Below are 22,617 nucleotides of genomic sequence, written 5' to 3' on the forward strand. Positions count from 1 at the left end.
TATGTAATTATAATTTAAAATCTACTATTTTTGAAATCCCAACTTCTATAAATAGTGAATTTTTTTGAAAAGTCAGGGATCTGATCAGTAATAAATTAATCTTGCACTTGACTTAACCAACTTTGTAAATCTTTTAAACTGGTAGAGTCTAACAACGCTTCTCCAAGATTTTCTAAATTGCTCAAAGATAAGTTAGCAATATTATTTTTTGCTTCCTCCGGTAACTCTCCCAAACGTCTAGTTAACTGTCGCATAACTAAATTTAAAGCACTTTCTTGTCTTCCTTCCTGTTTAATTTCTTGATAAGTGCGACTTCTTTCTAATGAAATTCCTAACATGACTTGAACCTCCCGCAAAGTCAAATTTTCAAATCTGTACATCATGATTGTAGTAATCATTTCTAAAATCATCTCATTTGATGATGATTCTTGATTACTTTTTGTTAATAAATACCTAGCTGCTGCTGGTGCTTGACTTTTTTTTAAAGTAGTCAGCTAACCCTAGAACTTCCCCATAAGTTGGTAAATTGATTATGGCAGAAAAAATCAAACTCATGGCTGATTATGGATGCTACCCTTTATGGTGGGTTAGCTCTGATAAAGTTGGAGATATTGATCCAGAAACTATGCTATTAAGTGAAGAAACTATCAGCCGTTTGGCAAAATGGGCAGATATTTATGATGCAAAGTTAAACTGGGAAGATCCTGGTTCATCTGGGTTTTCAGATGTAAAAGCAGCAGCAGCTTTTGAACAAGAAGGTATTAGTTTGTGGAAACAACTACAAAAAGAACTTGCACCTAATTATGAAGTTTTATATTTTAGTGAGCAATTACGTAGAGTTGTAACAGATATCAATGAATTAGAATCTTTACTTGCTATCAATGCTTAGTAGTAAATGATAACCTTCACTAACCCTGGTACATAGTCAGGGTTTGACAATAAAAATAAAAAATTGTTACACATTATACAAAATACTTCAAATCACAAAGTGGTAAATTTAGCAACCTTTCATAATATAACGAGTTGGCGTTATAGTCTTAATCTGTGATTAAGCTACAAAAATTTCTTATGGTTCAAGAATTGCAACGTCAACGCCAGAGTGCATCTTTCCCCGAAACCGCACCAGCAGCAAACCCTGTATTTTTTAGAACCTACAGCCGTCGTACAGCAGCAGGTTTAAGAGAATCCTGGAATGAGGTGTGCGATCGCACTTTACAAGGTTTAGTAGAGTTAGGCAAACTTACCCAAGAAGAAGCCGCCCTCTTAGATAAAATGCAACGCAATATGAAATCCCTACCCAGTGGCCGCTGGTTGTGGGTTGGTGGCACAGACTGGTTAAAAAAATCAAAAAACTTTTCTGGTGCTTATAATTGTACTTCTACCAACTTAGTAGACTGGAAAGCCTTCGGTTTAATGATGGACTTGGCCATGATGGGTTGTGGTACAGGCGCTATTATCGAACCGCAGTATATTAATCAATTGCCCCCTATCCGTAATCGCTTAAATGTTACCATCACAGGTGAAGTTGGCCGTACACCTGTAGAACAGCGTCGAGAATTTACAGAAACCGATATACAAGGTAACACCGTTACTATTCACGTCGGAGATAGTCGGGAAGGTTGGGTAAAGTCCTATCAAACCCTGTTAGAGCTTTCTACCGATGAACGCTTCAGTTCGACTTCGCTCACTGACCATACCGATGACGTTCAGGTAATTGTAGATATTAGTGATGTACGTCAGTCCGGGGAAACCCTGAAAGGTTTTGGTGGTGTTGCTAACCCAGTAAAATTACCTGGTTTATATGAACGCTGCGCCTCTATTCTGAATAAAGCTTTAGGTAGACAGTTAACCTCTGTGGAATGCTGTTTATTAATTGATGAAGCTGCTGTATCAATTGTTGCTGGAAATATACGCAGAAGCGCGGGGATGCGCCAATTCGTTGCAGAAGACCAACAAAGTGCAACAGCGAAAGATAATCTTTGGCATCAAGATACAGAAGGTAACTGGCGCATAGATCCTGAGCGTGATGCTTTACGTATGGCCAACCACACAAGAGTATTTCACCGCAAACCCACCCTAGAAGAATCTATTGCCGCAGTGCAAAAGCAGTATTACAGTGGTGAAGGTGCAATTCAATGGGCTGGTGAAGCGGTGGCAAGAGCTAATATTGATTTACTCAACACCCCAGAACTGAAAAAAGACTTCCTGCAAGCTTACGAACAAGGAAAAGCTAAAGCATGGATACAACAACATCATCCAAATATTGATGAACAAGAATTAGAACATCGTTTAGGTAGATACGGGCTTAATCCGTGTGGTAAATAATTATACTTGCCTCACGTAAAAAATCCGGCAAAATCGGTGAAAGCTGAGACTGCTAATGCCGAGGTAATTACAGGAACTAAAAAGCCTGTAACACCGTAGAGAGTAGAAGTTGAACCTCCCAGGAGAATAAAAGACTTCCACGAGTGCCGGACTACAGGAAACTGTAGAAAATGTACTCCGAGCTAGTGCGAATTAAAGCACTAGAACTAAAGGATAAAGAGCCTTTAGGATAACAAAACTGGAAATAATAGGAACTAATTTCCACTGTAATTTGTCTGAGGTACACTTAAACCAACTCGATCCCGACAACTATAAAGAACAAGAGGAAGCATTTAAAGCTGGTGCTTTATCTGTTGCTGCATTATTAAACCATCACTTCCAAGAACCCCGCTATCAATATAGTCGGGAACTTGATCCCATCGTCGGCGTTTCCTTCACTGGTTTATTTGACTTCTTTGTTCATGCTTTTGGTGTGGACTGGTTGCGCTGGTGGGAACAAGGCAGACCTGAAACCCCTGAAGGACTGATATTTAAACGCGGTGAGCAAAAATACCTCAGCAAATGGAGAGAAATAGTACATAACGCTGTTTGGGAATATTGCGATAAACACGGAATTAAACGCCCCAACCGTTGTACTACTGTGCAGCCTAGCGGGACAAAATCTTTATTGACTGGTGCTAGTTCTGGTTGGCATCCACCCAAAGCGCAAAGGTTCATCCGCCGGATCACTTTCCGTAAAAATGACCCTGTAGCCTTAGCCTGTATAGATTATGGGTATAATGTCATACCTTCTCAATCTGACAAAGACGAAAACGGTAACTTGTTAAATGATCCGTTTGATCCTCGTTGTACAGAATGGTTGGTAGAAATACCCGTGGCTGTCTCTTGGGCAGATTTACCAGGAGCAGATGAAATTGATGTATCCAAGTTTTCTGTATTGGCACAGTTAGATTTTGTGATGCAAGTGCAGAAATACTACACTACCCATAACACCTCAGCGACTTTAGAGTTACGTTCTGAGGAAGTTGAAGTTTTGGGAACACGCATTTATGAAGCGGTGAAAAATGATGAAGGTTACATTTCTGCGGCTTTATTAGCGCGGTTTGATGACATTCAAACTTTCCCCCGTTTACCCTTTGAACCCATAGACAAAGCAACTTATGAGCGTTTATCTGCTGAGGTGAAAGCAAGACGTAAAACCGATGATTTTTGTGGTGCTTTAGGTCGTTATGATTTAGGGGAAATGTCAGAAGCAGGACCTAGCGGTTGTGACTCTGATAAATGTATGTTCCCTGAACAGTCACCCACATAAGGAGGCAGAAGGCAGGAGACAGGAGGCAGGAGGCAGGAGGTAAATATTTTTTTCCCTCGTTCCCTATTCCCTGTTACCTGTTCCCTGTTCCCTAAATATTTTTAATTTCAATCACATGAGTTGAACTTATCCATTCTCCTTTTGCATTGTAGGTACGAATTAACCTTTGGCGTTCGTTGTCTGTGACTAACCAACCTGCTTCTACAAAAAAGGGTTTTCTTAGTTCTAGTTGGACGGGAACATTACTAGAAATTCCATCGGGTAATAATAAGATTTCTCTGATATTTCCTTCTTTTTCAAATATCAATTTATTACCTGCTATCTTGGCTTTTGAGCTAATATTTTGACCTGCAAATGAAAGTTGATGTTCTAAATATCCGTTGTCTAGTTCTTTGATTTCTAAATAACTGGTATTTGTTTCTGAGGGGCTGAGGTCTGAATATACTGTGTGCGCTTGACCTTCCCATTTACCAATTAGTTGTTCTACTGTCAATGGTGGTCTTTCTTTGGCTTCTGTACCAGTTCTAAATTCTCTAATTAAGGTTAAATTACTAAATTTTCCTTGTTTGTCAAATAATTGCACTAAGCGCGATCGCCTATTTTCATCTATAAAGCCATATTCTGCACCAAATTCTGTAAACGGTGCTAGTTGTAATGTTCCTTTGGCAAACGCACCTGTGTTAAAAAATATGTTTTCTTTGGCTAAAGAACGATATTCTTGTTGATAATCTTGAATGGGAGAACTATCATAATTATTACTATCAAAACGACGTAATCTAAACAGTACAGCTTGGTTATTATCAATGGCTTCTAAGTTTAAAATGCTAGGCGTAGATTTTAATATTTCTCCCTGGGGGGATATTTGAGTAAATGAACCCCTCCACTCACCTATATTTTTGATAAAGTTTTCCCAGTTGCTTGTCATAGCTTAATAAATTTCAATTCAATTAATTTGTTGTGGATTGAAAAAATCATAACTATTATACATCTTAATATTATTAAATTTGTTTATTGTCACTTATTAGCCAGTATCTGTTAAGATTGATGAAGAATTAATAATTTTTTTACGGCAATACTTGGAGAGTGTAATGTTTATTAGTGAATTGTCTCCTCTATTTAAAGAACTTGCCCAGCATCCAGTGTCATTTATGGGTGGGTTTGTTTCTGGTGTCCTCCGACTTAACCTAGCTGATGATCCTGTTAGAAGTTGGCTAGATCAACATATTACTTCAGCCAACTTCCCCAAAACAGCCACTGAAGTCCAGAATGGCAAAGCCTCTGGCCCTCAACAAATTTCAATTGATTAATCAATTATAAACCGTTAACATTTCAACGTTAACGGTTTATAATTGCTAAAATGTAATTAGATTACCGCAGCTTGTTAGCAATAAATTCTGTTAAATTATCCAATAGATCAAAGCATATAATTTTATATTATAATTCTTTGTAAATTCTCATACTTTGGAAAATGTCATAATCAGTTATCATAATGAGCAGATGGGTATGTTCAGTCTGGTGGCAGGTTGAGTAGTGAACTAGTATAATTGATGACTAATCTCCTACAATTTTTGTCATACATGAATCCAAGGCAACGGGAGCAATGCTTAAAATTTGCTGAGTTCCAGTTTCCATCTGAACTATCGCTTTTTGTTGAAAATTACGTGACTCATAATGACTATCTACGTTGGAAATCTCTCTTACCGCGCAACCGAAGCAGACTTAAAAGCCGTGTTTGCTGATTATGGCGAGGTCAAAAGAGTTGTTTTACCTACTGACCGCGAAACCGGAAGGATGCGCGGATTTGCTTTTGTTGACATGATCGAAGATGCACAAGAAGATGCTGCTATCACAGAATTGGATGGTGCAGAATGGATGGGTCGTCAACTAAGAGTGAATAAAGCAAAACCACGAGAGGATGATCGACGAGGTAGTTGGTCTAAAAAAGAATATTAATAATATAGAAGTCTTATCTTAGCAGATTGTTTCTATTTATGCAAGTAAGCGATCGCTAAAATCCAGCTAGAAACAATTGCCAATCACACAACGCTATATAATTATGCCCGACTAGAGATTCATTGCAGACAAATGTTAAGACTAGTCGGTTTTTTTATAGCAAATTCAGTCTTGATTATTCCAGCCAAAATTTCCGCATAAAGTCCCTGAAATTGTTTGATATTCGTGACAAACCCTAACAGATTTTTAGCATTTGTGGAAAAGTGATTTTTTTATAGGTACTATATATATAGTATATATAGTCATCCTCAATGATTTCTCAACACTTTCTATTACCTATTTCCTGTTTATTGCCCTCATGAGTCAGTATGGCTACTTCATGCAAGGTATAAACACTCAAACTTTTGATTTAGCTACATTTATGTTGGCAAAATTCGGATGCTCCCAATATCAATGTTATCGGTAGCATTCATTATATTGATCAATTTGAGGTCACTAAAATAGTTAATATATTTGAGATTTTAGTTTTAATAATTGTATTTATTTTCGTATTTTTCTTAAATAAATTTTCGCCAAATACAAATTAAATCTTCCAACTAAGTACAAATAACTCAAAACTATGGATATTCAAGAACTATTAACTAGGTATGCCAGAGGAGAAAGAAGCTTTAACGGTATTGCATTACCTTCCGCAAACCTACAAGGAGCTAACTTGGGTGGTATAGACTTTGGTAGAGCAGACCTCAGAGGTGCAAACCTCACCGCAGCATCTTTGAGTGGAGCAAATTTAAGTAAAGCAAATCTCAGAGGTGCAACACTAGAAAATGCTAATTTATCAGAAGTGATTCTCTGTGGTGCTGATTTAACTCAAGCTATACTAACTAATTCCCATTTAAATGAATCAGACCTTAGTGGAGCTTTATTAACTGGTGCAGATTTATGTGATGCTAATTTACATCAAGCATCAATCACAGCCGCCAACTTACAAGGTGCAAATTTAAGTGGTGCAAAAATGGGAGGTGTGCGGATGTGGAAGGCAAATTTACAAGGCGCAAATTTAACCGGCGCTGATTTAAGTGAAGCTAATCTGTGTGAGGTAAATTTGACCAGAGCTAATTTAAACGCCACAGATATGAGTGAAGCTTTTTTAACAGGTGCTATTATGCCCGATGGCAGTATTCATAGTTAATGAAGAGACAGGAGGCAGAATTTTGGATTTTGGATTTTGGATTGTTTTTGCCAATTCCAATCTAAAATCTAAAATCTAAAATTTTCTTTCCCTGTTCCCTGCTCAAACCGATATGATAACTATCTGTACAGAAAAACATGGGTGCAAAAATGTCAGAATTACAACAAAAACGGGTAGTAGTTATCGGTGCTGGTTGGGCGGGTTTAGGGGCAACCTATCATTTAGCAAAACAAGGTTATGATGTCACACTTTTAGAAGCAGGACCATATCCTGGTGGTTTGGTAGCAGGTTGGCAAACCTCAGCAGGAAAATCTGTAGAAGCCGGTATTCATGGCTTTTGGTATCCTTACAGAAATATATTTTCTCTCATCAATGAATTAGAAATAAACCCCTTTACAACTTGGACTCGTTCTGCTCAATATTCTCCCGCAGGTTTAGAAGTTGAATCACCAATTTTTCAAGATTTACCCAGACTACCAACCCCCTTAGGAACTTTTATTTACCCGCAATTTCAAAGATTACCATTAATTGACAGACTCAGCGCCTTACCTTTACTTTATAGCTTAATTGATTTTGATAATTCTCATGATGCTTGGCAAAGATATGATTATATAACCGCCCGTGAATTATTCAAAACTTTTGGTGTTTCCGCCAGACTTTATAAAGAAGCATTTGAACCTATGTTATTAGTGGGTTTATTTGCCCCTGGTGAACAATGTTCAGCCGCCGCCACTTTAGGAATGTTATATTATTTTATCCTCGCTCACCAACCAGATTTTGACGTAGTTTGGTGTCGGGGAACAGTAGGCGAAAAAATCTTTCGTCCTTGGGTGCAGAAGATAGAAAAGTTAGGGGCGAAAGTTTTAGCTAAACATCGAGTTACAGATGTAATTGTCGGTGGTAATAATCAGATTAAAGGTGTAGTTTGTGGTGATCAAGTTTTTGATGCTGATGCCGTGATTTTTTCTGTAGGAATTACAGGAATGAAAAAAATTGTTGCTAATAGTCCTAGTTTACAACATTATACAGAATTTAGAAATATCAGCAATTTAGGAGCAATAGATGTATTAGCGACTCGGTTATGGTTTGACAGAAAAATCAATATTCCTCGTCCTTCTAATGCTTGTTTTGGATTTGATAATACAACCGGATGGACTTTTTTTGATTTGAATGCTTTGCATGATGAATATAAAAATCAAACCGAAACAGTTGTAGAAGTTGACTTTTATCATGCCAATCAATTTTTACATTTAAGTGATGAGGAAATTGTCAAAATAGTTCAAGGTTATTTAGCAACTTGTGTACCAGAATTTAAAGAAGCAAAAGTAATTGATAGTAGCGTCATTCGTTTAGCAAATGCAGTTACACATTTTTCACCTGGTAGTTATCAGAATATGTTACCAGCTAAAACCAGTTTGAATAATGTATTTATGAGTGGTGATTGGATTATTAACCGTCACGGTTCATGGTCACAGGAAAAAGCCTTTGTTACAGGTTTGGAAGCTGCAAATTTAGCAATTGATTATTTAGGAACAGGGAAAAAAGCAAATATTTTACCTATAGAACAAGATGAACATCATATACAAATAGCGAGAAATGTGAATCAAGCTATCCGTGATGTGGGTAAATCAATTTTACCTAATTTTTGGTTGCCTTAATTTGCTTAATTTGCTTAATTTGCTAAATTAGATCCCCTAGATCCCCGACTTTTTTTATTATCATGTCCATAAATTTTGACTGAATTGCAGAAGTCGGGGATTTTGGTATCAATTATGATCCTTGAATTGATTTTTGTATTTCCTCAACTTGCTCAATAGATAACTCTGTAACTTGAGCAATTTGTGGTAAACTCATACCAATTCTTAGTAAATTGATTGCTACATTCCTAGCTTTTTCAGCTTTACCTTCAGCTTTACCTTCTTCGAGAATTTCTTGGTAAATTACAGACTCGCGCATAATTTCACTCCTGAAAATCTTCCTGATCACTTGTTTATCTAAAACTAACCCTGCTAACACGCTACTAGCAGCAGCTATATTTCTTTGTAACCTTGGATCTGTAATGGTTTCAACAGCTTTCGCTACTTCGTTTTTACTGTCACCTACTTACCATAAACTCAGTTGATTACTATTACTAATAGTATTCCAAGGTAAAGGCGGAACTTCTACACCATTTTCCTCTAATAATTGTTGAAAATAACGCGCATTATTAGGAGACATATCCTCTGTAGGACAATGTACAAACAAATAAATTTTAATTCCCTCTGATAACCACTTTTTAATATATGTCACCCATTCATTCATAAATTGCTCATTCATAGATAAACGGGGATGGGAAATAAACCGAATTAATGTAAAATTGGCAGTGACAGAAAATTGTACTGGTAATTGTGGTTTACGCCTTTCTGATGCTAATTGTGGATCATCTTCCCCAGAATACACAGGACGAGTATCTAATAAAACTCTACCAACTCCTAAATTTTCTAACAAAGTTGTTAAATTACTCAAATGAGGTTCTTTAAACCAGTCACCATGTCTCACCTCTAATGCTAAAGGTACATCTTGACGTGGCCATGCTTCCAGGAATGTCTGCAAGTCATCCAGTAACGCAGGTGAGTAACTCGGTGGTAGTTGGGCAAACATTGGACCCAAACGCTTACCTAATGGTTGCATTCTCTTTAAAAATGCTAACGCTTCAGGAATATGGGGTTGCAGTAATTTTTGATGGGTAATATCTCGCGGTAACTTTAGGCAAAACTCAAACCCCGGAGGTGTTTCTGTCATCCAACGGGTAACGGTTTCCGGGTTAGGAACAGCGTAAAAAGTGGTATTACCTTCTACCGTGGTAAAACGACGACTGTAAAGATGCAAAAAGTCCGTGGTGCGAGTTCCAGAGGGGTAAAGTTCGCCCACCCAACCTTTATAAGCCCAAACTGCACAACCGATGAAAAATTTCACAAAACCAGTTCACAAAACCAAATACTATCTGATCTGATTTAATTCTATAACTAGGTATTGGCTTTGATAATGTTTGATGATGTTTGATGATTAATTTTTGCCACTACCTGCTAGGATTGTATCAAGATTCTATAATAATGAGTACCAAATAAATTGGTATATTTTTGGTAAACTTATGCCCAGAAAAGAACAAGGTTGGGTAACATTCCAAACCTCAGAGGAAGAACGGAAGATTTTAGAAGAGTTCTGTCAGCATTCTCAGCGCACTAAAACTGAGATTTTGCGGGAACTGGTACGCGGGTTAAATCAAAAACCTGCTGCATCTGCACCCAAAATATCACAACCAACCCCCCAAGAGAAGGTAGAAACTCAGACTGTTGAGATAGAAAATATTATTCCCAAGAAACCATTAAAAGTTAGTTCTCGTAATGTTTTAAAAGGAGTGGTTAAACGAGTAACTACCGGAACTGTTAACAGTGAAATAACTTTAGAAATTGTACATAAAGTTGAATTAACTTCAATCATTACTAAAGTATCCGCAGAGGAATTAGGATTAGTTGAAGGTGCTGAAGCTTATGCTGTGATTAAATCAAATGATATTGTCATTGCTAAAGATTAAATGTCAGCATTCAGCTATCAGTAATCAGCAATCAGCTTAAAGCTATAATGTGGGTAGGTTAAGCATTAAATCAAAAAGTTGCCCAATTTTACGATAGACATTTACTTCCTAAAAATTAGTCGGTTTTAACCGACTTTAGCTATTAGACAGGGAATTTATTCCCTGGCTAAATAAATGGCTATGGTAATTTAATGTTATTCTATGCTTCCACCTTCACACCCTTCCAGAAAGCAATATAACCTTCTATATTTTTCGCTTTCTCTTTGGTGCTGGGATAGTACCAAGCTGCATCTTTGTTAACTTGTCCATCTACTTCAATGGTGTAGTAACTCGCAACTCCTTTCCAAGAACAAGTGGTGTGAGTATCACTGTCTTTGAAATATTGTTTGTTAATAGCGTCAGCAGGGAAGTAATGGTTTCCTTCTACGACTACGGTTTTATCGCTTTCAGCTAAAATAGCACCATTCCAAGTTGCTTTCATAGTGAGGATTGAAAAAAAAGTTAACAATTCTTATTGTGACACCTAAATTGAGAATTTGAACTCATAAATTCTTCCCCATTTTTCCTATGATCTTTTTTTGTTGTCGCTAATGATACATTAATCAACCATCCGTAAAAAGCTAGAAAATATATAAAAAGCTGACAATAATTTTATATATATAAAATTATCTCACGCCCATAATATATGCTATTTTTTCTACTTCTACTAAACCTTGACGTTCTAATTCATAAGCAATAAAGGGATATCTTCTTTTCAAAAAGTCTAAAGAATACTCGTTTTTACAATAATCTACCAGCTTATCTGAACGCCCCAATCGCCACGTTTCTTCATTAAGTTTTAGTTCTTTAATTGTATAAATTACTCTTTTTTTTAGTGGTTCTAAAAGATTAGGATTAGGTTTAATAACCATAGAAGGAAAATCAAGAATAAAACTATCTATCGGTAAGAAAAAAGGATCTATAATCTCTTCTTTTGTTCCTTTGTTAGAGTTAATTTTTGAGCAAATAAGGCGGAAATTATCCCATTCATAAGCTAGTTCAGGTTTAACACTTTTAGGAATAAAATGATCAACTGCTGGACTACCTGTTTGATAAGGAATCCACTCTGCGGAATATACACAAATATGATTACAAGCTTTGTATAAATCCGGTAATGCCCTCCGCCAATAATCACGATTTGTCCAATCTTTTTTTTCAGGATTAGGAACTTTACTTAAAAATTCTTCACCTTTTTTTCTAACTTTTTCATCAAAATCATCAGGTTCAGGCTGGGGTTTAATCGGAATCACAAATCTACTCCATGCTGTTCTGCAAAATAAACCCACCTTGGCCAAAATCTATCATCTTCTGATAAATACCTTGCCAAATCATTTGATACTCTTGCCACATCTTCCGAATTTGGATTATCTGATAATTGTAAAACTTTTGCTGCTTCTATAGCCTTCTCTGCTTCCAAAGAACGCGCATGACGCAATTTGAAAACATCAGACATTAACCAAGAGTCTACCACACCTTGACGGATAAAAGGAAGTTCTTCAATTTGGACTTCATTCCCTAATAAATCGGTTTTCACTAGTTCTAGACTAAATAGCTTATCAACTCTTTCATCAAATCTAGGTTCTACAGATGCCATAACTAGAGGAGAATGAGTAGCAACCATAATTTGCACTTGTAAATCAGATGCTAAATCATCTCTCACATCTAACAAAGCAGGTAAAATAGCCCTTTGCCATTGGGGGTGAAGATGTGCTTCTAATTCATCTACTAAAATAACCATTCTCTTCTGTGGTTCTCTGCGGATCAGTTTTGATTGAATTTTATGTTCTTCCCAAGCCCAAACTATTAAATATGCCATTGTAATTATCCTCTGTACTCCTGCGGAAGCATGAATAATGGGAACAGTTCCATAAGGATGTTCTATGGTGGGAATTTCTCTAGCATCATAAGGAAGTCTGACAGGTTCACCTGGTTTTAAAATTCCTAAATCTCCTTCAGAGGGAGGTGATAAACGTGCTAATACTTCTTCTAAGGTATTAAATGGATATTTATCTGGTCTACTTTGCCATTGAGTCCAATCTTGTAATAATCCATTAATAAAAGTATTGCCATTTTCATCTTTCTGACCATTCCATAACTCCTCTTTTGTAAACACAAAAGGAAGTGGTTTTTTATCAATATTTCTAATACGTGATGAAGATGATAAATATTGTTTTGCTGTGTCCCATACGGCAAAAGAACCATCTACTCTGGCATAAATTAAAAGACCTGGAATAGTTGAGCGATTTTTAATTTCATTCCATCTTTGAAGTTGCCAATCATAAGAAATACTCTCTGTATCAGATTCAGAATCTCCAGAAATTGTGAATGTAATTACAGGTTCATCTTCAGTTACAGTTGGCATTGGATATGCTGGTAAATTTGCCCACTGTCCAGTTAAAGCCCACCACACACATTCTAGTAAAAAAGTTTTACCTAATCCATTATCACCTGTAATTAAACTCAGTCGTTCTGCTGGTTCAAAACAAAGTTTTTTGGCAGCACCTACACCTTGTATTTCTAAATAAGTTAAAGTACCTTCTTCTGGTAGAATATCTGGAGGTTTACCAATAACAGTTTTTAATTCTTTCCAAGAAACTACTGTATCTTGAAAAAGCTGATTTTGGTTAATTCCTTCAGGAATTGAAATATCAAATAATTGATGAATTTCTTCCTCATTCAACCAAAAATCATTTTTAAAATGTTCAATAATATCTTCTGGTGTTGTTTCAGATGACCATTCTTTTTCACGATATAGCCAAACCGCTAAATGAAAAGCAGGAATTAGTTTTTTATTATATAACAAATATTTTAAAAATCCAATATATTTATCTTTCCATCCCCATTCTTCTTCTAGGATTTTATCAGAGATCAATGCTTCTATAAATAGCGTTATATGAATATCCTTTATGATAGACTTGACATATTTGTCAAGGTTCAACCATCTATCTTGATTTTTTGATAAACGGAAACATCTATAAGAAAATTTTGATCCTTTACAGGGTTGATAGTATCTTTCTAAGAAATCTTTAATTTCCGAATATAAAGATAATTTAATAGTAGTACCTACTGGCAATTGTAATTGCTTAAATTTTAAAAAAGTAATTCCCGAAAAAGAATCTACCTTTTCCAAATATTTAAGAGACTCTCTAATCTGTTCAATACTAATAAACATGAGTTTATCCAGTTCACTTTTTTAAATTAATCTGAAGAAATTACAGGTTAAATTCTTTCACAAGATAGTAAAATTCAAAAACCAGGGTAATTACTGATAAAATCCTCATCTTCATCCTGTAGATCCTAAAATACTGTACTTCGACTTACTTCGACTGCGCCCTTCGACACCGCCCTTCGACACCGCCCTTCGACACCGCCCTTCGACACCGCCCTTCGACACCGCTCAGGACAGGCTCAGGACAGGCTCAGGACAGGCTCAGTACAAGTCGCTCAGTAACCAGAAATCCTGATATGGCTAACGCCACGCTTCACTATCAGACAATCCTAGTTTATAATTATAGCCACTATTCCCCGTTGTGTAACCAGCGTGAGTTAAAATTTTCATATCCTTATCCCTGCGTGAACAAACTGCACACACATTTACCATGCTTCAGTATCCCCAACTAGAAAAATCTTTAAAACATTACTTTGGTTATGACCAATTTCGCCCTGGACAACGGCAAATTATTGAAGATGCTCTACAAAATCGGGATTTAATGGTAGTCATGCCTACTGGTGGGGGTAAATCTTTATGTTTCCAATTACCTGCACTTTTAAAACCAGGTTTAACAGTAGTGGTATCACCATTAATAGCATTAATGCAAGACCAAGTAGAAGCACTGAGAAATAATAATATTGCCGCCACATTTCTTAATAGTAGTCTCAACACCTATCAAGTTCGCTCCCGTGAAGAAGCAATTATGACTGGTAAAGTTAGATTATTATATGTTGCTCCTGAACGGTTAGTTAGTGAAAGATTTTTACCGCTTTTAGATGTAGTTAAAGAAAAAATTGGTCTGGCTAATTTTGCTATTGATGAAGCTCATTGTGTGTCTGAATGGGGTCATGATTTTCGCCCAGAATATCGGCAATTAATATTATTAAAAAAACGTTTTGCTCATGTCCCAACTATCGCCTTAACTGCTACTGCTACAGATAGAGTGCGAGCAGATATTATTCAACAATTAGGATTAAAACAACCAAGTATTCACATTGCCAGTTTTAATCGCCAAAATCTTTATTATGAAGTGCGTCCTAAAAGCAGTCGTTCATACAGTGAAATCTTAGAAATAGTCAGAGAAAATGAAGGTTCAGGAATTATCTATTGTTTAACCCGAAAAAAAGTTGATGAACTAACTGTTAAATTACAAAATGATAAAGTTGCTGCTTTACCCTATCATGCAGGTTTAACTGATGATGAAAGAAGCAAAAATCAAACTAAATTTATTCGGGATGATGTGCGGTTAATGGTAGCGACTATTGCTTTTGGTATGGGTATTAATAAGCCAGATGTGCGGTTTGTAATTCATTCAGATTTACCTCGTAATTTAGAAAGTTATTATCAAGAATCAGGACGTGCAGGAAGAGATGGTGAACCATCACGGTGTACTTTATTCTTTAGTTTTGGTGATGTGAAAACTATTGAATGGAGTATTAACCAAAAAACCGACCCCCAAGAACAATTAATAGCTAAACAACAACTTAGACAAGTCATAGATTATGCTGAAGGAACAGACTGTAGAAGAACAATTCAATTAGGTTATTTTGGGGAAAGATTTCCCGGAAATTGTGGTAATTGTGATAATTGTCGTTATCCCAAACCTGTGCAAGATTGGACTATTGAAGCAATGAAATTTCTATCTTGTGTAGCGCGGTGTAAAGAAAGATATGGCATGAGTTATATTATTGATGTGTTACGAGGTGCCAAAACTCAAAAAATCACTTTGAATAAACATGATCAATTATCAACTTATGGTATAGGTAAAGATAAAACTGCTGATCAATGGCGAATGTTAGGGAGATCGCTTTTACATCAAGGTTTATTAGAACAAACTAATGATGGTTATTCGGTGTTAAAACTGAATGCTTTAAGTTGGGAAGTAATGCGAAAACAACGCCAGGTTTCTATTGCTGTTCCTGTTTCTCAAAGATTAAATTTAGTAGATGTGAATAGTAAAGCTTTGGATGTGGAACTTTTGATGAACAGGTTGCGAAGTTTGCGGAAACAAATCGCCGATGAACAGGGTTTTCCACCTTATATGATTTTTCAAGATTCGACTTTAAAATTAATGGCACAAGTCAAACCTAAAACTTTAGAAGAATTTGCTAACTTGGATGGTGTAGTTAGTTATAAAGTCAGTCAATATGGGGAAAAGTTTTTATCAGTAATTCAATCCCATTGTCAAGAACAAAGTTTTCCACCACCCAAAAATACAGATCATTACCCAACTGATACGGAATCAACTACCTTGGAATTATATCAACAAGGTTTGAGTATTCAAGAAATTGCTGCAAAACGCAATGTAAGAACTACTACAATTATCCGTCATCTTTCTGATTTAATCGAAAAAAATCAACCTGTAGATTTAAATTTGTTAGTACCTTTAGATAGACAAAAGAAAATTTGGCAAGTTATAGATGTTTTGGGTGATATTTCTTTAACTCCTATTAGGGAATATTTAGGAGAAAGTTATAGTTTTGATGAAATTCGTTTAGTTAGAGCTAGATGGCGTAAAGAAAATAGAAAATAACGATTATTAAGTTAACTTCATTTGATGAAGTCTAGGCATAGTCAGCCTAAGAAACATCCTATTCCTGAAATTATTATTTTACAGCAAATTTCAGGTAAATGAGATACAACATTGAATCTTGAAAATATTGTGGTACGGGTATCTTGTTTGCCACAGGTGTACCTCAATCAGATAAAATACGCTGTTTTTTATCTTAACAACTAATTTAATCAAGCGTTGTCTATCTTAAAAAAAAACTGGGAATTTCTGGAATATGTTCTGATGTAGGGACAGTCATCTCAGTAATCTTTTGTTCTTCCTGATTTATTTGCGTCTTTTTCACAGGAAGTATGACAGATAAAAATTTAGGTAAAACCAAACAGACAACCGTATTTAACAAAGTTATAAGTATGCCATCTATTAAACTCATAGATCATTCTCCCTTTGTGAAACTTGGTTGCTGGTCTGATCTAGTATGAACTATAACTTTGATCTTAGGGCAATTATTCGATTTTGAATTTCTTTTGCTGTATATAAATAAATCAAATACTTTACATAACTAATTATAACTTTAAAAAACTTAAAATTCAGAGGAAGAGGTAAAGGAAAAAGCAAAAACCTTTAACCTTTCCCCAAACCAAATAAGCTAAATAAGCTAAATAAGCTATTTATTCTCCCCAGCCAGGAGAACACCGAGAACAAAATTGAGGGCTAAATTTACAAAATTGGCTACCAGTCAAATGGTAAACTGTACAATAGGGAAAACTCGTAACTTCTACTTTAGCTGTATTCAATCGAGAATCTATCAGTGAAGGTTTAGGTAGTTTGGTTTTGCAAGACGACAGCATAGATAGAAACTTGGGCAAAGCTAGACAAGCAAAAGCATTGATGATAGTAATTAATAATGCCTCAATTAAACCTATAGCTAATCACCTCCTTCAGAAATTAGGCAGTAATAATTCATAATTCATCATCTCTAGACTGTAGAGCAACCTGGTTTTTTGACTTATGCAAATAGGTTTGAGAGAATTAAGAATTATGAATTAGTAACTATGAATTGGTCATTGGGTAGCTGACGCAGTAAAATACATGGAACTATACCAAGAAAGAACCATTGCATTTAATCTATATAAATTTAGTTTAGCATAAGGTTTGGTCAATAGAACTGTGGAAATTGTGCTACTGTCATACACAGTCAGGAAAGCTGATATCTAATACTGTTATTAGAAAAATCACAAATTTACTAAACACTAAACACTAAACACTAAACAACTAAGTGCTATGTCAAAAATACAACCTGATTCCTCTTTTTTATCCAACGTCACTGAGCGAGAATACCGAGCATTGCAAAGTTTGGCAGATTACACAAATGTTGAGTCGTTGCCAGAAATATGGACTTTGGCTGCCAGGAAATTTGGTAATATTGTTGCCTTGCATAACCCCCACGCAAAACCCGAAGTAAAGATTACCTATTCTCAGCTATCCTTACAAATTCAACGATTTGCAGCGGGTTTGCAGGTTTTAGGGGTGAATATGGGTGAGGATGAAACATCTAGCACTGGACAACGCATTTCCCTGATAGCAGATAACAGTCCGCGCTGGTTTATTGCTGATCAAGGGATCATGACTGCGGGAGCAGTAAACGCAGTGCGTAGCGCCCAAGCTGAAAGGGAAGAATTACTATATATTATCGCCAATAGTGGTAGTACGGGGCTGGTAGTTGAAGATATCAAGACATTCAAAAAACTAGAAGCTGGTTTGCAAGACTTACCGATTAAATTCGTAGTCTTACTTTCTGATGAAACACCACCAACAGCAGAAAATTATCAACTGCTCAATTTTACCCAATTACTAGACATTGGTAGCAACCAAACTTTAGTAGCAAATAAACCCAGCGGTGATGCCTTGGCAACCTTAATTTATACCTCTGGGACTACAGGCAAACCTAAAGGTGTGATGCTTTCTCATAAAAATTTGCTGCACCAAGTCAAGACCTTGGGAACTATAGTTCAACCACAACCAGGAGATATAGTCCTTAGCATTCTGCCGACATGGCATAGTTATGAACGCAGTGGAGAGTATTTTTTACTTTCTCAAGGTTGTACACAAGTTTATACAAACTTACGTTCAGTTAAAGAAGACCTGAAAGAATTTAAACCTAATTTCATGATTGCTGTACCCCGGTTGTGGGAATCAATTTATGAAGGAGTACAAAAGCAGTTCCGCAGCCAACCAGCCAATAAACAAAAGCTGATTAAATTTTTACTGGACATGAGCCAGAAATATATCACAGCGCGACGCATTGCCCAGGGATTGAGTTTAGATCATGTTAATGCCTCAGATATGGAGCGAATAGGGGCGAAAATAGTAAAATTAGCCTTGTCACCGTTTCAAGCACTGGGAGAAAAATTAGTTTATGCTAAAGTGCGAGAAGCCACAGGGGGCAGAATAAAACAAGTCATTAGTGGTGGTGGGGCGCTACCCCGACATATAGACAACTTTTTTGAAATTATTGGTGTAGAGATTTTACAAGGGTATGGTTTAACAGAAACCTCACCAGTAACAAACGCCCGTCGTCCGTGGCGAAATTTGCGGGGTTCATCAGGGCAACCAATACCGGGAACAGAAGTTAGAATAGTTGATCCAGAAACGAGACAACCCTTACCAGCAGGAAAACGAGGTTTGGTGTTGCTCAAAGGACCACAAGTGATGCAAGGATATTACAAAAATCCGGAAGCGACAAAAAAAGTCATAGATGCGGAAGGTTGGTTTGATAGCGGTGATCTGGGCTGGGTGACACCTCAAAATGATTTGGTGCTGACTGGTAGGGCTAAAGATACAATTGTTTTGACAAACGGGGAAAATATTGAACCGCAACCGATAGAAGATGCTTGTTTGCGATCGCCCTATATTGATCAAATTATGCTCGTAGGACAAGACGAGCGCAGTTTAGGAGCTTTAATTGTTCCCAACCTGGAAGCCTTAGAAAAATGGGCAGAAAGTCAGAATTTGAAATTAAGCACCCAAGATGATCATACTGGCTCAACCAGTCAAAAAATTGACTTAGAGAGTAAAATAATTCAGGATTTATATCGGCAGGAATTGAATCGGGAAGTCAAAAACCGTCCAGGTTACAGAGCCGATGACAGAATTGGACAATTCACACTAATTCTCGAACCCTTTTCCATTGAAAATGGCATGATGACACAAACCTTAAAAATTCGTCGTCACGTTGTCATGGAACGATATCGAGATATTATAAGAAAATTGAGTGAGCCAAAACCACCGAGATAAAGTATCGGAACTTGGTGGAGATACTTATCGTACTTTAGGCAGTGGATGTAGGCGAACGCACTGCCCATGCGTGGAGCAGTCATGATCCTGACTTATTTGCTTAGGGATTGACAGTTTCCCTAAATAATGCTATTTTTGCAACAGGTCGAGATGGTAATTAACGATGATTGTTTTCGAGTTCAAAGCCAAAGGCACAAAACAGCAATATCAAAGAATTGATGAGGCTATACGCATAAGCCAGTTCATTCGTAATAAGTGCCTACGGTTTTGGATGGACAATCAAAACGTTAAACCTTACGACCTGAATAAGTATACTGCTGTATTAGCGTCGGAATTTGATTTTGCTGAGAAATTAAATTCAATGGCTAGACAAGCAGCAGCAGAAAGAACAGCTTTTGCAATTAAACGATTCTTTGATAATTGTCAAGCTAAAATCCCTGGTAAAAAGGGATATCCTAAATTTCAAAAAAATAACCGTTCAGTTGAATATAAATCAACTGGATGGAAACTTTTAGATGACCGTAAGCACATTAAATTTATAGATAAATGTGGCATAGGTCAACTAAAGTTAATTGGAACTTGGGATTTACACTTTTACCAAATCAAGCAAATAAAGAGAGTCAGAATAGTTAAACGTTCTGACGGTTATTATGTGCAGTTTTGCGTAGATGCAGAACGAAAAATTGACACTACTCCCACAGGTAAAACGGTTGGATTAGATGTTGGTTTAAATAGCTTCTATACGGATTCTCAAGGGAATAAAGTTGATAATCCCAGATATTTGCAGAAGTCAGAAAAATCTTTGAAACGGCTACAAAAAAGAGTTAGTCGCAAAAAGAAAGGTTCTAATAATCGCAAAAAAGCTATTAACCGTCTTGCTAGGAAACACTTGCAGGTATCACGTCAGCGTAAAGACTTTGCTGTAAAACAAGCATTGTGCGTAGTTAAATCTCACGATTTAGTGGCGTTTGAAAAACTGCAAGTGAGAAATATGATTAAAAATAGCAAGTTAGCCAAGTCAATTAGTGATGTTAGTTGGTCGCTGTTTACTCAATGGCTAGAATATTTTGGGAAGATATACGGGCGTGTGGTTGTACCAGTTGCCCCACAATATACTGCTCAAAATTGTGCTAATTGTGGAGAAATTGTCAAAAAATCACTGTCAGTGAGAACTCATGTTTGTAACTGTGGGTGCGTTCTTGAGCGTGACCATAATGCGGCAATCAATATTTTGGCGAAGGCACTAAAACAGACTTGCTATGATTTAAGTACCGTCGGGCGGACGGAAACTTTTACCCTGAGCGCAGTCGAAGGGTTAACGCTTGTGGAGAGATGACCCTCTACCCAGATTTGGTAACAAGTTTGGGTAAGGTTGCTCATTAAAACAAGAATCCCCGTCTTTTTAAGGCGGGGAGCGTCAATGACGGAATGTTTGCCAAATAACTCCACTTGCAAACTATCAGAGTGAACGTAAAATTTTTATGGATGTATCCAACCCTCAATTACTTTTAAAGCGCGTCGTTAACGTCAAAGCTATTGTTACTCCTCTTTGGAAAGAGGAAGTACAACAGCAACTGCAAGCGCAGATCAACCAACTAGATCAGCAACTGCAACAGCTAGACATCGAAGGACAAAGAGCAATAACCGCCATTCAAAAACAGAGTTTACAACCACCAGGACCCCAAACCATACAACAAATTGACAATATCCAACTTCAGGTTAATCAAAAGAAAAGTGAACTGCTAGAGCAAAAAAACCAATTACTACAAAACCTTCAGCAAGTGCAGTATCTGGAGTTAGATCAAGAAGTTAACCAATTTCAAATGGAAGGCTTTTTCAAGATAGAAACTGGAGACAACCTCATTAGTAAAATGCAAGTTGAAATTGTCCTCCGTGATGGTGTAGTCGAAGAAATTCGCGGAGATGTTTAGTTATTGGTGACTGGGGACTGGGGACTGGGGACTGGTGACTGGTGACTGGGGACTGGTGACTGGTGACTGGGGACTGGGGACTGGTGACTGGTGACTGGGGACTGGGGACAGGTGACAGGTGACAGTGAATAGATAATTATTTATTCCCAATTCCCAATTCCCAATTCCCAATTCCCAATTAATCACAGTTTTGGGTCAAATTATTTTGGGCTGGAGTTTTTGAGAAACATTGGACTTGAGAACCAGCCCAGATAATTTCCCAGACTGGGGGTGAACTAACCAAGAGCGATCGCCCAAAGCGGCTCATCTCTACTCGATATTTAATTGCACTTACTGAATTAACTGAATTATTTTTTACTGGATTGAGTTTTGTAATTGTCACTAAAGCTTGGTTTGGTTGGGGATAAGCTACCTCTACTTGCGGCTTGACCTCTATAGATTTCACATCATCTAGAATATTTAAAGCCAGAGTAGCAGGGTCACTGCCTTGGAGAATAGAATTGATACTTTCTAAAGGAATAGTTTTATAATGAGAACGTTCAGGATAAGTCAGCAATGCTGATGAATCTTGTTCTACATATAACTGCTGCTGTTGTCCATTAGCAGTTCCAGTCATCAAAGCAGAAGGCTGTCGCTGCATCACATAAACCCCAGCAGCAGTGGCAAAGATGCTGAGTATCAAAATTAAAAGAAATTTGAGCTTTGCCGACATAATAATAGTATTGAAAGGGAAAGTTCCAAGAGTTTTAGATTTAACTCTCACCCCTAGTAACTGCTGATGAGCAGGTTTTGTGTGTGAAGGAGTGGTGAGGAGGATATATATAGCAGGTGACTGGGGACTGGGGACACTTCGACAAGCTCAGTGCATCGCTGGGGACTGGGGACTGGTGACTGGTGACTGGGGACTGGTGACAGGTGACAGGTGACAGGTGACATAATGGAAAGTCTGTGTATGTCTTAGTTTTGTCAGTGGCTTACGGCACACTGCGCTATCAACTGAGTTCCTAAATACCTTGGCGCTTGCTACATATAGCAATCTTAGTTGCTATTGACGAACTATTAATGATTGCTTTATTTATAGACATCTACCTTTGTTTTGAGTTCCAATTGGCACTGTTAATTGATAATTGACAATTGATAATTGACAATTGGGAATTGGGAATTGGGAATTGGGAATTGGGAATTGGGAATTGGGAATTGGGAATTGGGAATTGGGAATTGGGAATAGTTGATTAGAAAACATAAAATTGATTACCCAGTCACCAGTCCCCAGTCCC

Annotated in this window: 22 protein-coding genes and 2 pseudogenes; 13 read left to right on the forward strand and 11 right to left on the reverse strand. The window is 37.1% G+C overall.

What is annotated here, in order from left to right; translation table 11 throughout:
* Positions 1 to 95: 95 nt before the first annotated feature.
* On the reverse strand, positions 96 to 494 hold the full coding sequence (locus tag H6F45_RS15730) for a DUF4351 domain-containing protein (protein ID WP_137667673.1): 399 nt from the start codon (positions 492 to 494) through the stop codon (positions 96 to 98).
* Positions 495 to 532: 38 nt separating this feature from the next.
* Between H6F45_RS15730 and H6F45_RS15735 the strand changes: the two genes are divergently transcribed.
* The 3 genes and pseudogenes from H6F45_RS15735 to nrdJ (H6F45_RS15745) form a co-directional block, all read left to right on the forward strand.
* Positions 533 to 889: a hypothetical protein gene (locus tag H6F45_RS15735; protein WP_137667672.1), complete on the forward strand. Its 357-nt coding sequence runs from the start codon at positions 533 to 535 to the stop codon at positions 887 to 889.
* 179 nt (positions 890 to 1,068) lie between these two features.
* Positions 1,069 to 2,322, forward strand: a pseudogene (nrdJ, locus tag H6F45_RS15740) (ribonucleoside-triphosphate reductase, adenosylcobalamin-dependent); the annotation flags it as partial.
* 244 nt (positions 2,323 to 2,566) lie between these two features.
* A pseudogene (gene nrdJ, locus H6F45_RS15745) lies at positions 2,567 to 3,637 on the forward strand (ribonucleoside-triphosphate reductase, adenosylcobalamin-dependent); the annotation flags it as partial.
* A 91-nt stretch (positions 3,638 to 3,728) separates the two neighbouring features.
* Here nrdJ (H6F45_RS15745) and H6F45_RS15750 read toward each other — a convergent pair.
* The gene (locus H6F45_RS15750) at positions 3,729 to 4,562 is read right to left on the reverse strand and encodes a DUF3598 family protein (protein WP_190347655.1); all 834 of its coding nucleotides are present in this window, start codon (positions 4,560 to 4,562) and stop codon (positions 3,729 to 3,731) included.
* 163 nt (positions 4,563 to 4,725) lie between these two features.
* Here H6F45_RS15750 and H6F45_RS15755 point away from each other — a divergent pair, with 163 nt between their 5' ends.
* The 4 genes from H6F45_RS15755 to H6F45_RS15770 all read left to right on the forward strand — a co-directional run bounded on the left by H6F45_RS15755 (position 4,726) and on the right by H6F45_RS15770 (position 8,437).
* Complete coding sequence (locus H6F45_RS15755; protein WP_096568065.1) at positions 4,726 to 4,944, forward strand: hypothetical protein; 219 nt, start codon at positions 4,726 to 4,728, stop codon at positions 4,942 to 4,944.
* Positions 4,945 to 5,308: 364 nt separating this feature from the next.
* A complete protein-coding gene (locus H6F45_RS15760; RefSeq protein ID WP_096568063.1) occupies positions 5,309 to 5,590 on the forward strand; it encodes an RNA-binding protein in 282 nt (93 codons plus the stop codon).
* Between the two features lie 619 nt (positions 5,591 to 6,209).
* Entirely contained in the window at positions 6,210 to 6,779 is a 570-nt protein-coding gene (locus tag H6F45_RS15765; RefSeq protein ID WP_096568061.1) for a pentapeptide repeat-containing protein, read from the forward strand.
* A gap of 149 nt (positions 6,780 to 6,928) precedes the next feature.
* Complete coding sequence (locus H6F45_RS15770; protein ID WP_137667670.1) at positions 6,929 to 8,437, forward strand: FAD-dependent oxidoreductase; 1,509 nt, start codon at positions 6,929 to 6,931, stop codon at positions 8,435 to 8,437.
* Between the two features lie 112 nt (positions 8,438 to 8,549).
* Here H6F45_RS15770 and H6F45_RS26610 read toward each other — a convergent pair whose 3' ends face one another.
* Both H6F45_RS26610 and H6F45_RS15780 read right to left on the reverse strand, forming a co-directional pair.
* Positions 8,550 to 8,735, reverse strand: a complete 186-nt coding sequence (locus H6F45_RS26610) for a hypothetical protein (RefSeq protein ID WP_242052642.1) — start codon at positions 8,733 to 8,735, stop codon at positions 8,550 to 8,552.
* Between the two features lie 147 nt (positions 8,736 to 8,882).
* Positions 8,883 to 9,734 (reverse strand): DUF72 domain-containing protein, encoded by an 852-nt coding sequence (locus H6F45_RS15780; RefSeq protein ID WP_096568058.1) that lies wholly within the window; start codon positions 9,732 to 9,734, stop codon positions 8,883 to 8,885.
* A 175-nt stretch (positions 9,735 to 9,909) separates the two neighbouring features.
* On the opposite strand from H6F45_RS15780, the gene H6F45_RS15785 reads away from it, so the two are divergent.
* Entirely contained in the window at positions 9,910 to 10,353 is a 444-nt protein-coding gene (locus tag H6F45_RS15785) for a molybdopterin-binding protein (protein WP_190347656.1), read from the forward strand.
* A 199-nt stretch (positions 10,354 to 10,552) separates the two neighbouring features.
* On the opposite strand, the gene H6F45_RS15790 is transcribed toward H6F45_RS15785, so the two are convergent.
* The 3 genes from H6F45_RS15790 to H6F45_RS15800 form a co-directional block, all read right to left on the reverse strand.
* Positions 10,553 to 10,834 carry a DUF427 domain-containing protein gene (locus H6F45_RS15790; RefSeq protein ID WP_187038386.1) on the reverse strand — a complete coding sequence of 94 codons (282 nt, stop codon included), beginning with the start codon at positions 10,832 to 10,834 and terminating at the stop codon, positions 10,553 to 10,555.
* Between the two features lie 184 nt (positions 10,835 to 11,018).
* On the reverse strand, positions 11,019 to 11,642 hold the full coding sequence (locus H6F45_RS15795; RefSeq protein ID WP_187038385.1) for a hypothetical protein: 624 nt from the start codon (positions 11,640 to 11,642) through the stop codon (positions 11,019 to 11,021).
* Entirely contained in the window at positions 11,639 to 13,564 is a 1,926-nt protein-coding gene (locus H6F45_RS15800; protein WP_190347657.1) for an AAA family ATPase, read from the reverse strand. Before H6F45_RS15800 ends, H6F45_RS15795 begins: the two co-directional genes overlap by 4 nt.
* A gap of 427 nt (positions 13,565 to 13,991) precedes the next feature.
* Here H6F45_RS15800 and recQ point away from each other — a divergent pair, with 427 nt between their 5' ends.
* Complete coding sequence (gene recQ, locus H6F45_RS15805; RefSeq protein WP_190347658.1) at positions 13,992 to 16,136, forward strand: DNA helicase RecQ; 2,145 nt, start codon at positions 13,992 to 13,994, stop codon at positions 16,134 to 16,136.
* Between the two features lie 220 nt (positions 16,137 to 16,356).
* On the opposite strand, the gene H6F45_RS15810 is transcribed toward recQ, so the two are convergent.
* Positions 16,357 to 16,545: a hypothetical protein gene (locus tag H6F45_RS15810; RefSeq protein WP_096568044.1), complete on the reverse strand. Its 189-nt coding sequence runs from the start codon at positions 16,543 to 16,545 to the stop codon at positions 16,357 to 16,359.
* 401 nt (positions 16,546 to 16,946) lie between these two features.
* On the opposite strand from H6F45_RS15810, the gene H6F45_RS27055 reads away from it, so the two are divergent.
* From H6F45_RS27055 to H6F45_RS15825, 4 genes are all read left to right on the forward strand, one after another.
* Positions 16,947 to 17,081 (forward strand): hypothetical protein, encoded by a 135-nt coding sequence (locus H6F45_RS27055; RefSeq protein WP_277876985.1) that lies wholly within the window; start codon positions 16,947 to 16,949, stop codon positions 17,079 to 17,081.
* Between the two features lie 315 nt (positions 17,082 to 17,396).
* Positions 17,397 to 19,409 (forward strand): long-chain fatty acid--CoA ligase, encoded by a 2,013-nt coding sequence (locus tag H6F45_RS15815; RefSeq protein ID WP_190347659.1) that lies wholly within the window; start codon positions 17,397 to 17,399, stop codon positions 19,407 to 19,409.
* A gap of 163 nt (positions 19,410 to 19,572) precedes the next feature.
* The gene (locus tag H6F45_RS15820) at positions 19,573 to 20,745 is read left to right on the forward strand and encodes an RNA-guided endonuclease TnpB family protein (protein ID WP_199291282.1); all 1,173 of its coding nucleotides are present in this window, start codon (positions 19,573 to 19,575) and stop codon (positions 20,743 to 20,745) included.
* Positions 20,746 to 20,890: 145 nt separating this feature from the next.
* The gene (locus H6F45_RS15825; RefSeq protein ID WP_096568038.1) at positions 20,891 to 21,340 is read left to right on the forward strand and encodes a YlqD family protein; all 450 of its coding nucleotides are present in this window, start codon (positions 20,891 to 20,893) and stop codon (positions 21,338 to 21,340) included.
* Here H6F45_RS15825 and H6F45_RS15830 read toward each other — a convergent pair whose 3' ends face one another.
* From H6F45_RS15830 to H6F45_RS15840, 3 genes are read right to left on the reverse strand one after another with little or no spacing between them, the layout of a single operon-like run.
* Positions 21,341 to 21,526, reverse strand: a complete 186-nt coding sequence (locus H6F45_RS15830; RefSeq protein WP_190347662.1) for a hypothetical protein — start codon at positions 21,524 to 21,526, stop codon at positions 21,341 to 21,343.
* Positions 21,519 to 22,052 (reverse strand): hypothetical protein, encoded by a 534-nt coding sequence (locus H6F45_RS15835; RefSeq protein WP_096568036.1) that lies wholly within the window; start codon positions 22,050 to 22,052, stop codon positions 21,519 to 21,521. Before H6F45_RS15835 ends, H6F45_RS15830 begins: the two co-directional genes overlap by 8 nt.
* Before the next feature lie 53 nt (positions 22,053 to 22,105).
* A complete protein-coding gene (locus H6F45_RS15840; RefSeq protein WP_190347660.1) occupies positions 22,106 to 22,276 on the reverse strand; it encodes a hypothetical protein in 171 nt (56 codons plus the stop codon).
* Between the last annotated feature and the right edge of the window lie 341 nt (positions 22,277 to 22,617).

The sequence above is a fragment of the Sphaerospermopsis sp. FACHB-1194 genome (genome assembly GCF_014696235.1).
GTDB lineage: Bacteria > Cyanobacteriota > Cyanobacteriia > Cyanobacteriales > Nostocaceae > Sphaerospermopsis > Sphaerospermopsis kisseleviana.

Excerpts from the sequence above, each read along its gene's own strand:
- H6F45_RS26610 (WP_242052642.1), bottom strand. The coding sequence starts at position 8,735 with ATGCGCGAGTCTGTAATTTACCAAGAAATTCTCGAAGAAGGTAAAGCT.
- H6F45_RS15800 (WP_190347657.1), bottom strand. The coding sequence starts at position 13,564 with ATGTTTATTAGTATTGAACAGATTAGAGAGTCTCTTAAATATTTGGAA.
- H6F45_RS15810 (WP_096568044.1), bottom strand. The coding sequence starts at position 16,545 with ATGAGTTTAATAGATGGCATACTTATAACTTTGTTAAATACGGTTGTC.
- H6F45_RS15815 (WP_190347659.1), top strand. The coding sequence starts at position 17,397 with ATGTCAAAAATACAACCTGATTCCTCTTTTTTATCCAACGTCACTGAG.
- H6F45_RS15750 (WP_190347655.1), bottom strand. The coding sequence starts at position 4,562 with ATGACAAGCAACTGGGAAAACTTTATCAAAAATATAGGTGAGTGGAGG.
- H6F45_RS15820 (WP_199291282.1), top strand. The coding sequence starts at position 19,573 with ATGATTGTTTTCGAGTTCAAAGCCAAAGGCACAAAACAGCAATATCAA.
- H6F45_RS15755 (WP_096568065.1), top strand. The coding sequence starts at position 4,726 with ATGTTTATTAGTGAATTGTCTCCTCTATTTAAAGAACTTGCCCAGCAT.
- H6F45_RS15835 (WP_096568036.1), bottom strand. The coding sequence starts at position 22,052 with ATGTCGGCAAAGCTCAAATTTCTTTTAATTTTGATACTCAGCATCTTT.
- H6F45_RS15765 (WP_096568061.1), top strand. The coding sequence starts at position 6,210 with ATGGATATTCAAGAACTATTAACTAGGTATGCCAGAGGAGAAAGAAGC.
- H6F45_RS15785 (WP_190347656.1), top strand. The coding sequence starts at position 9,910 with ATGCCCAGAAAAGAACAAGGTTGGGTAACATTCCAAACCTCAGAGGAA.
- recQ (WP_190347658.1), top strand. The coding sequence starts at position 13,992 with ATGCTTCAGTATCCCCAACTAGAAAAATCTTTAAAACATTACTTTGGT.
- H6F45_RS15825 (WP_096568038.1), top strand. The coding sequence starts at position 20,891 with ATGGATGTATCCAACCCTCAATTACTTTTAAAGCGCGTCGTTAACGTC.
- H6F45_RS15790 (WP_187038386.1), bottom strand. The coding sequence starts at position 10,834 with ATGAAAGCAACTTGGAATGGTGCTATTTTAGCTGAAAGCGATAAAACC.
- H6F45_RS15770 (WP_137667670.1), top strand. The coding sequence starts at position 6,929 with ATGTCAGAATTACAACAAAAACGGGTAGTAGTTATCGGTGCTGGTTGG.
- H6F45_RS15760 (WP_096568063.1), top strand. The coding sequence starts at position 5,309 with ATGACTATCTACGTTGGAAATCTCTCTTACCGCGCAACCGAAGCAGAC.
- H6F45_RS15735 (WP_137667672.1), top strand. The coding sequence starts at position 533 with ATGGCAGAAAAAATCAAACTCATGGCTGATTATGGATGCTACCCTTTA.
- H6F45_RS15840 (WP_190347660.1), bottom strand. The coding sequence starts at position 22,276 with ATGTCACCTGTCACCTGTCACCTGTCACCAGTCCCCAGTCACCAGTCA.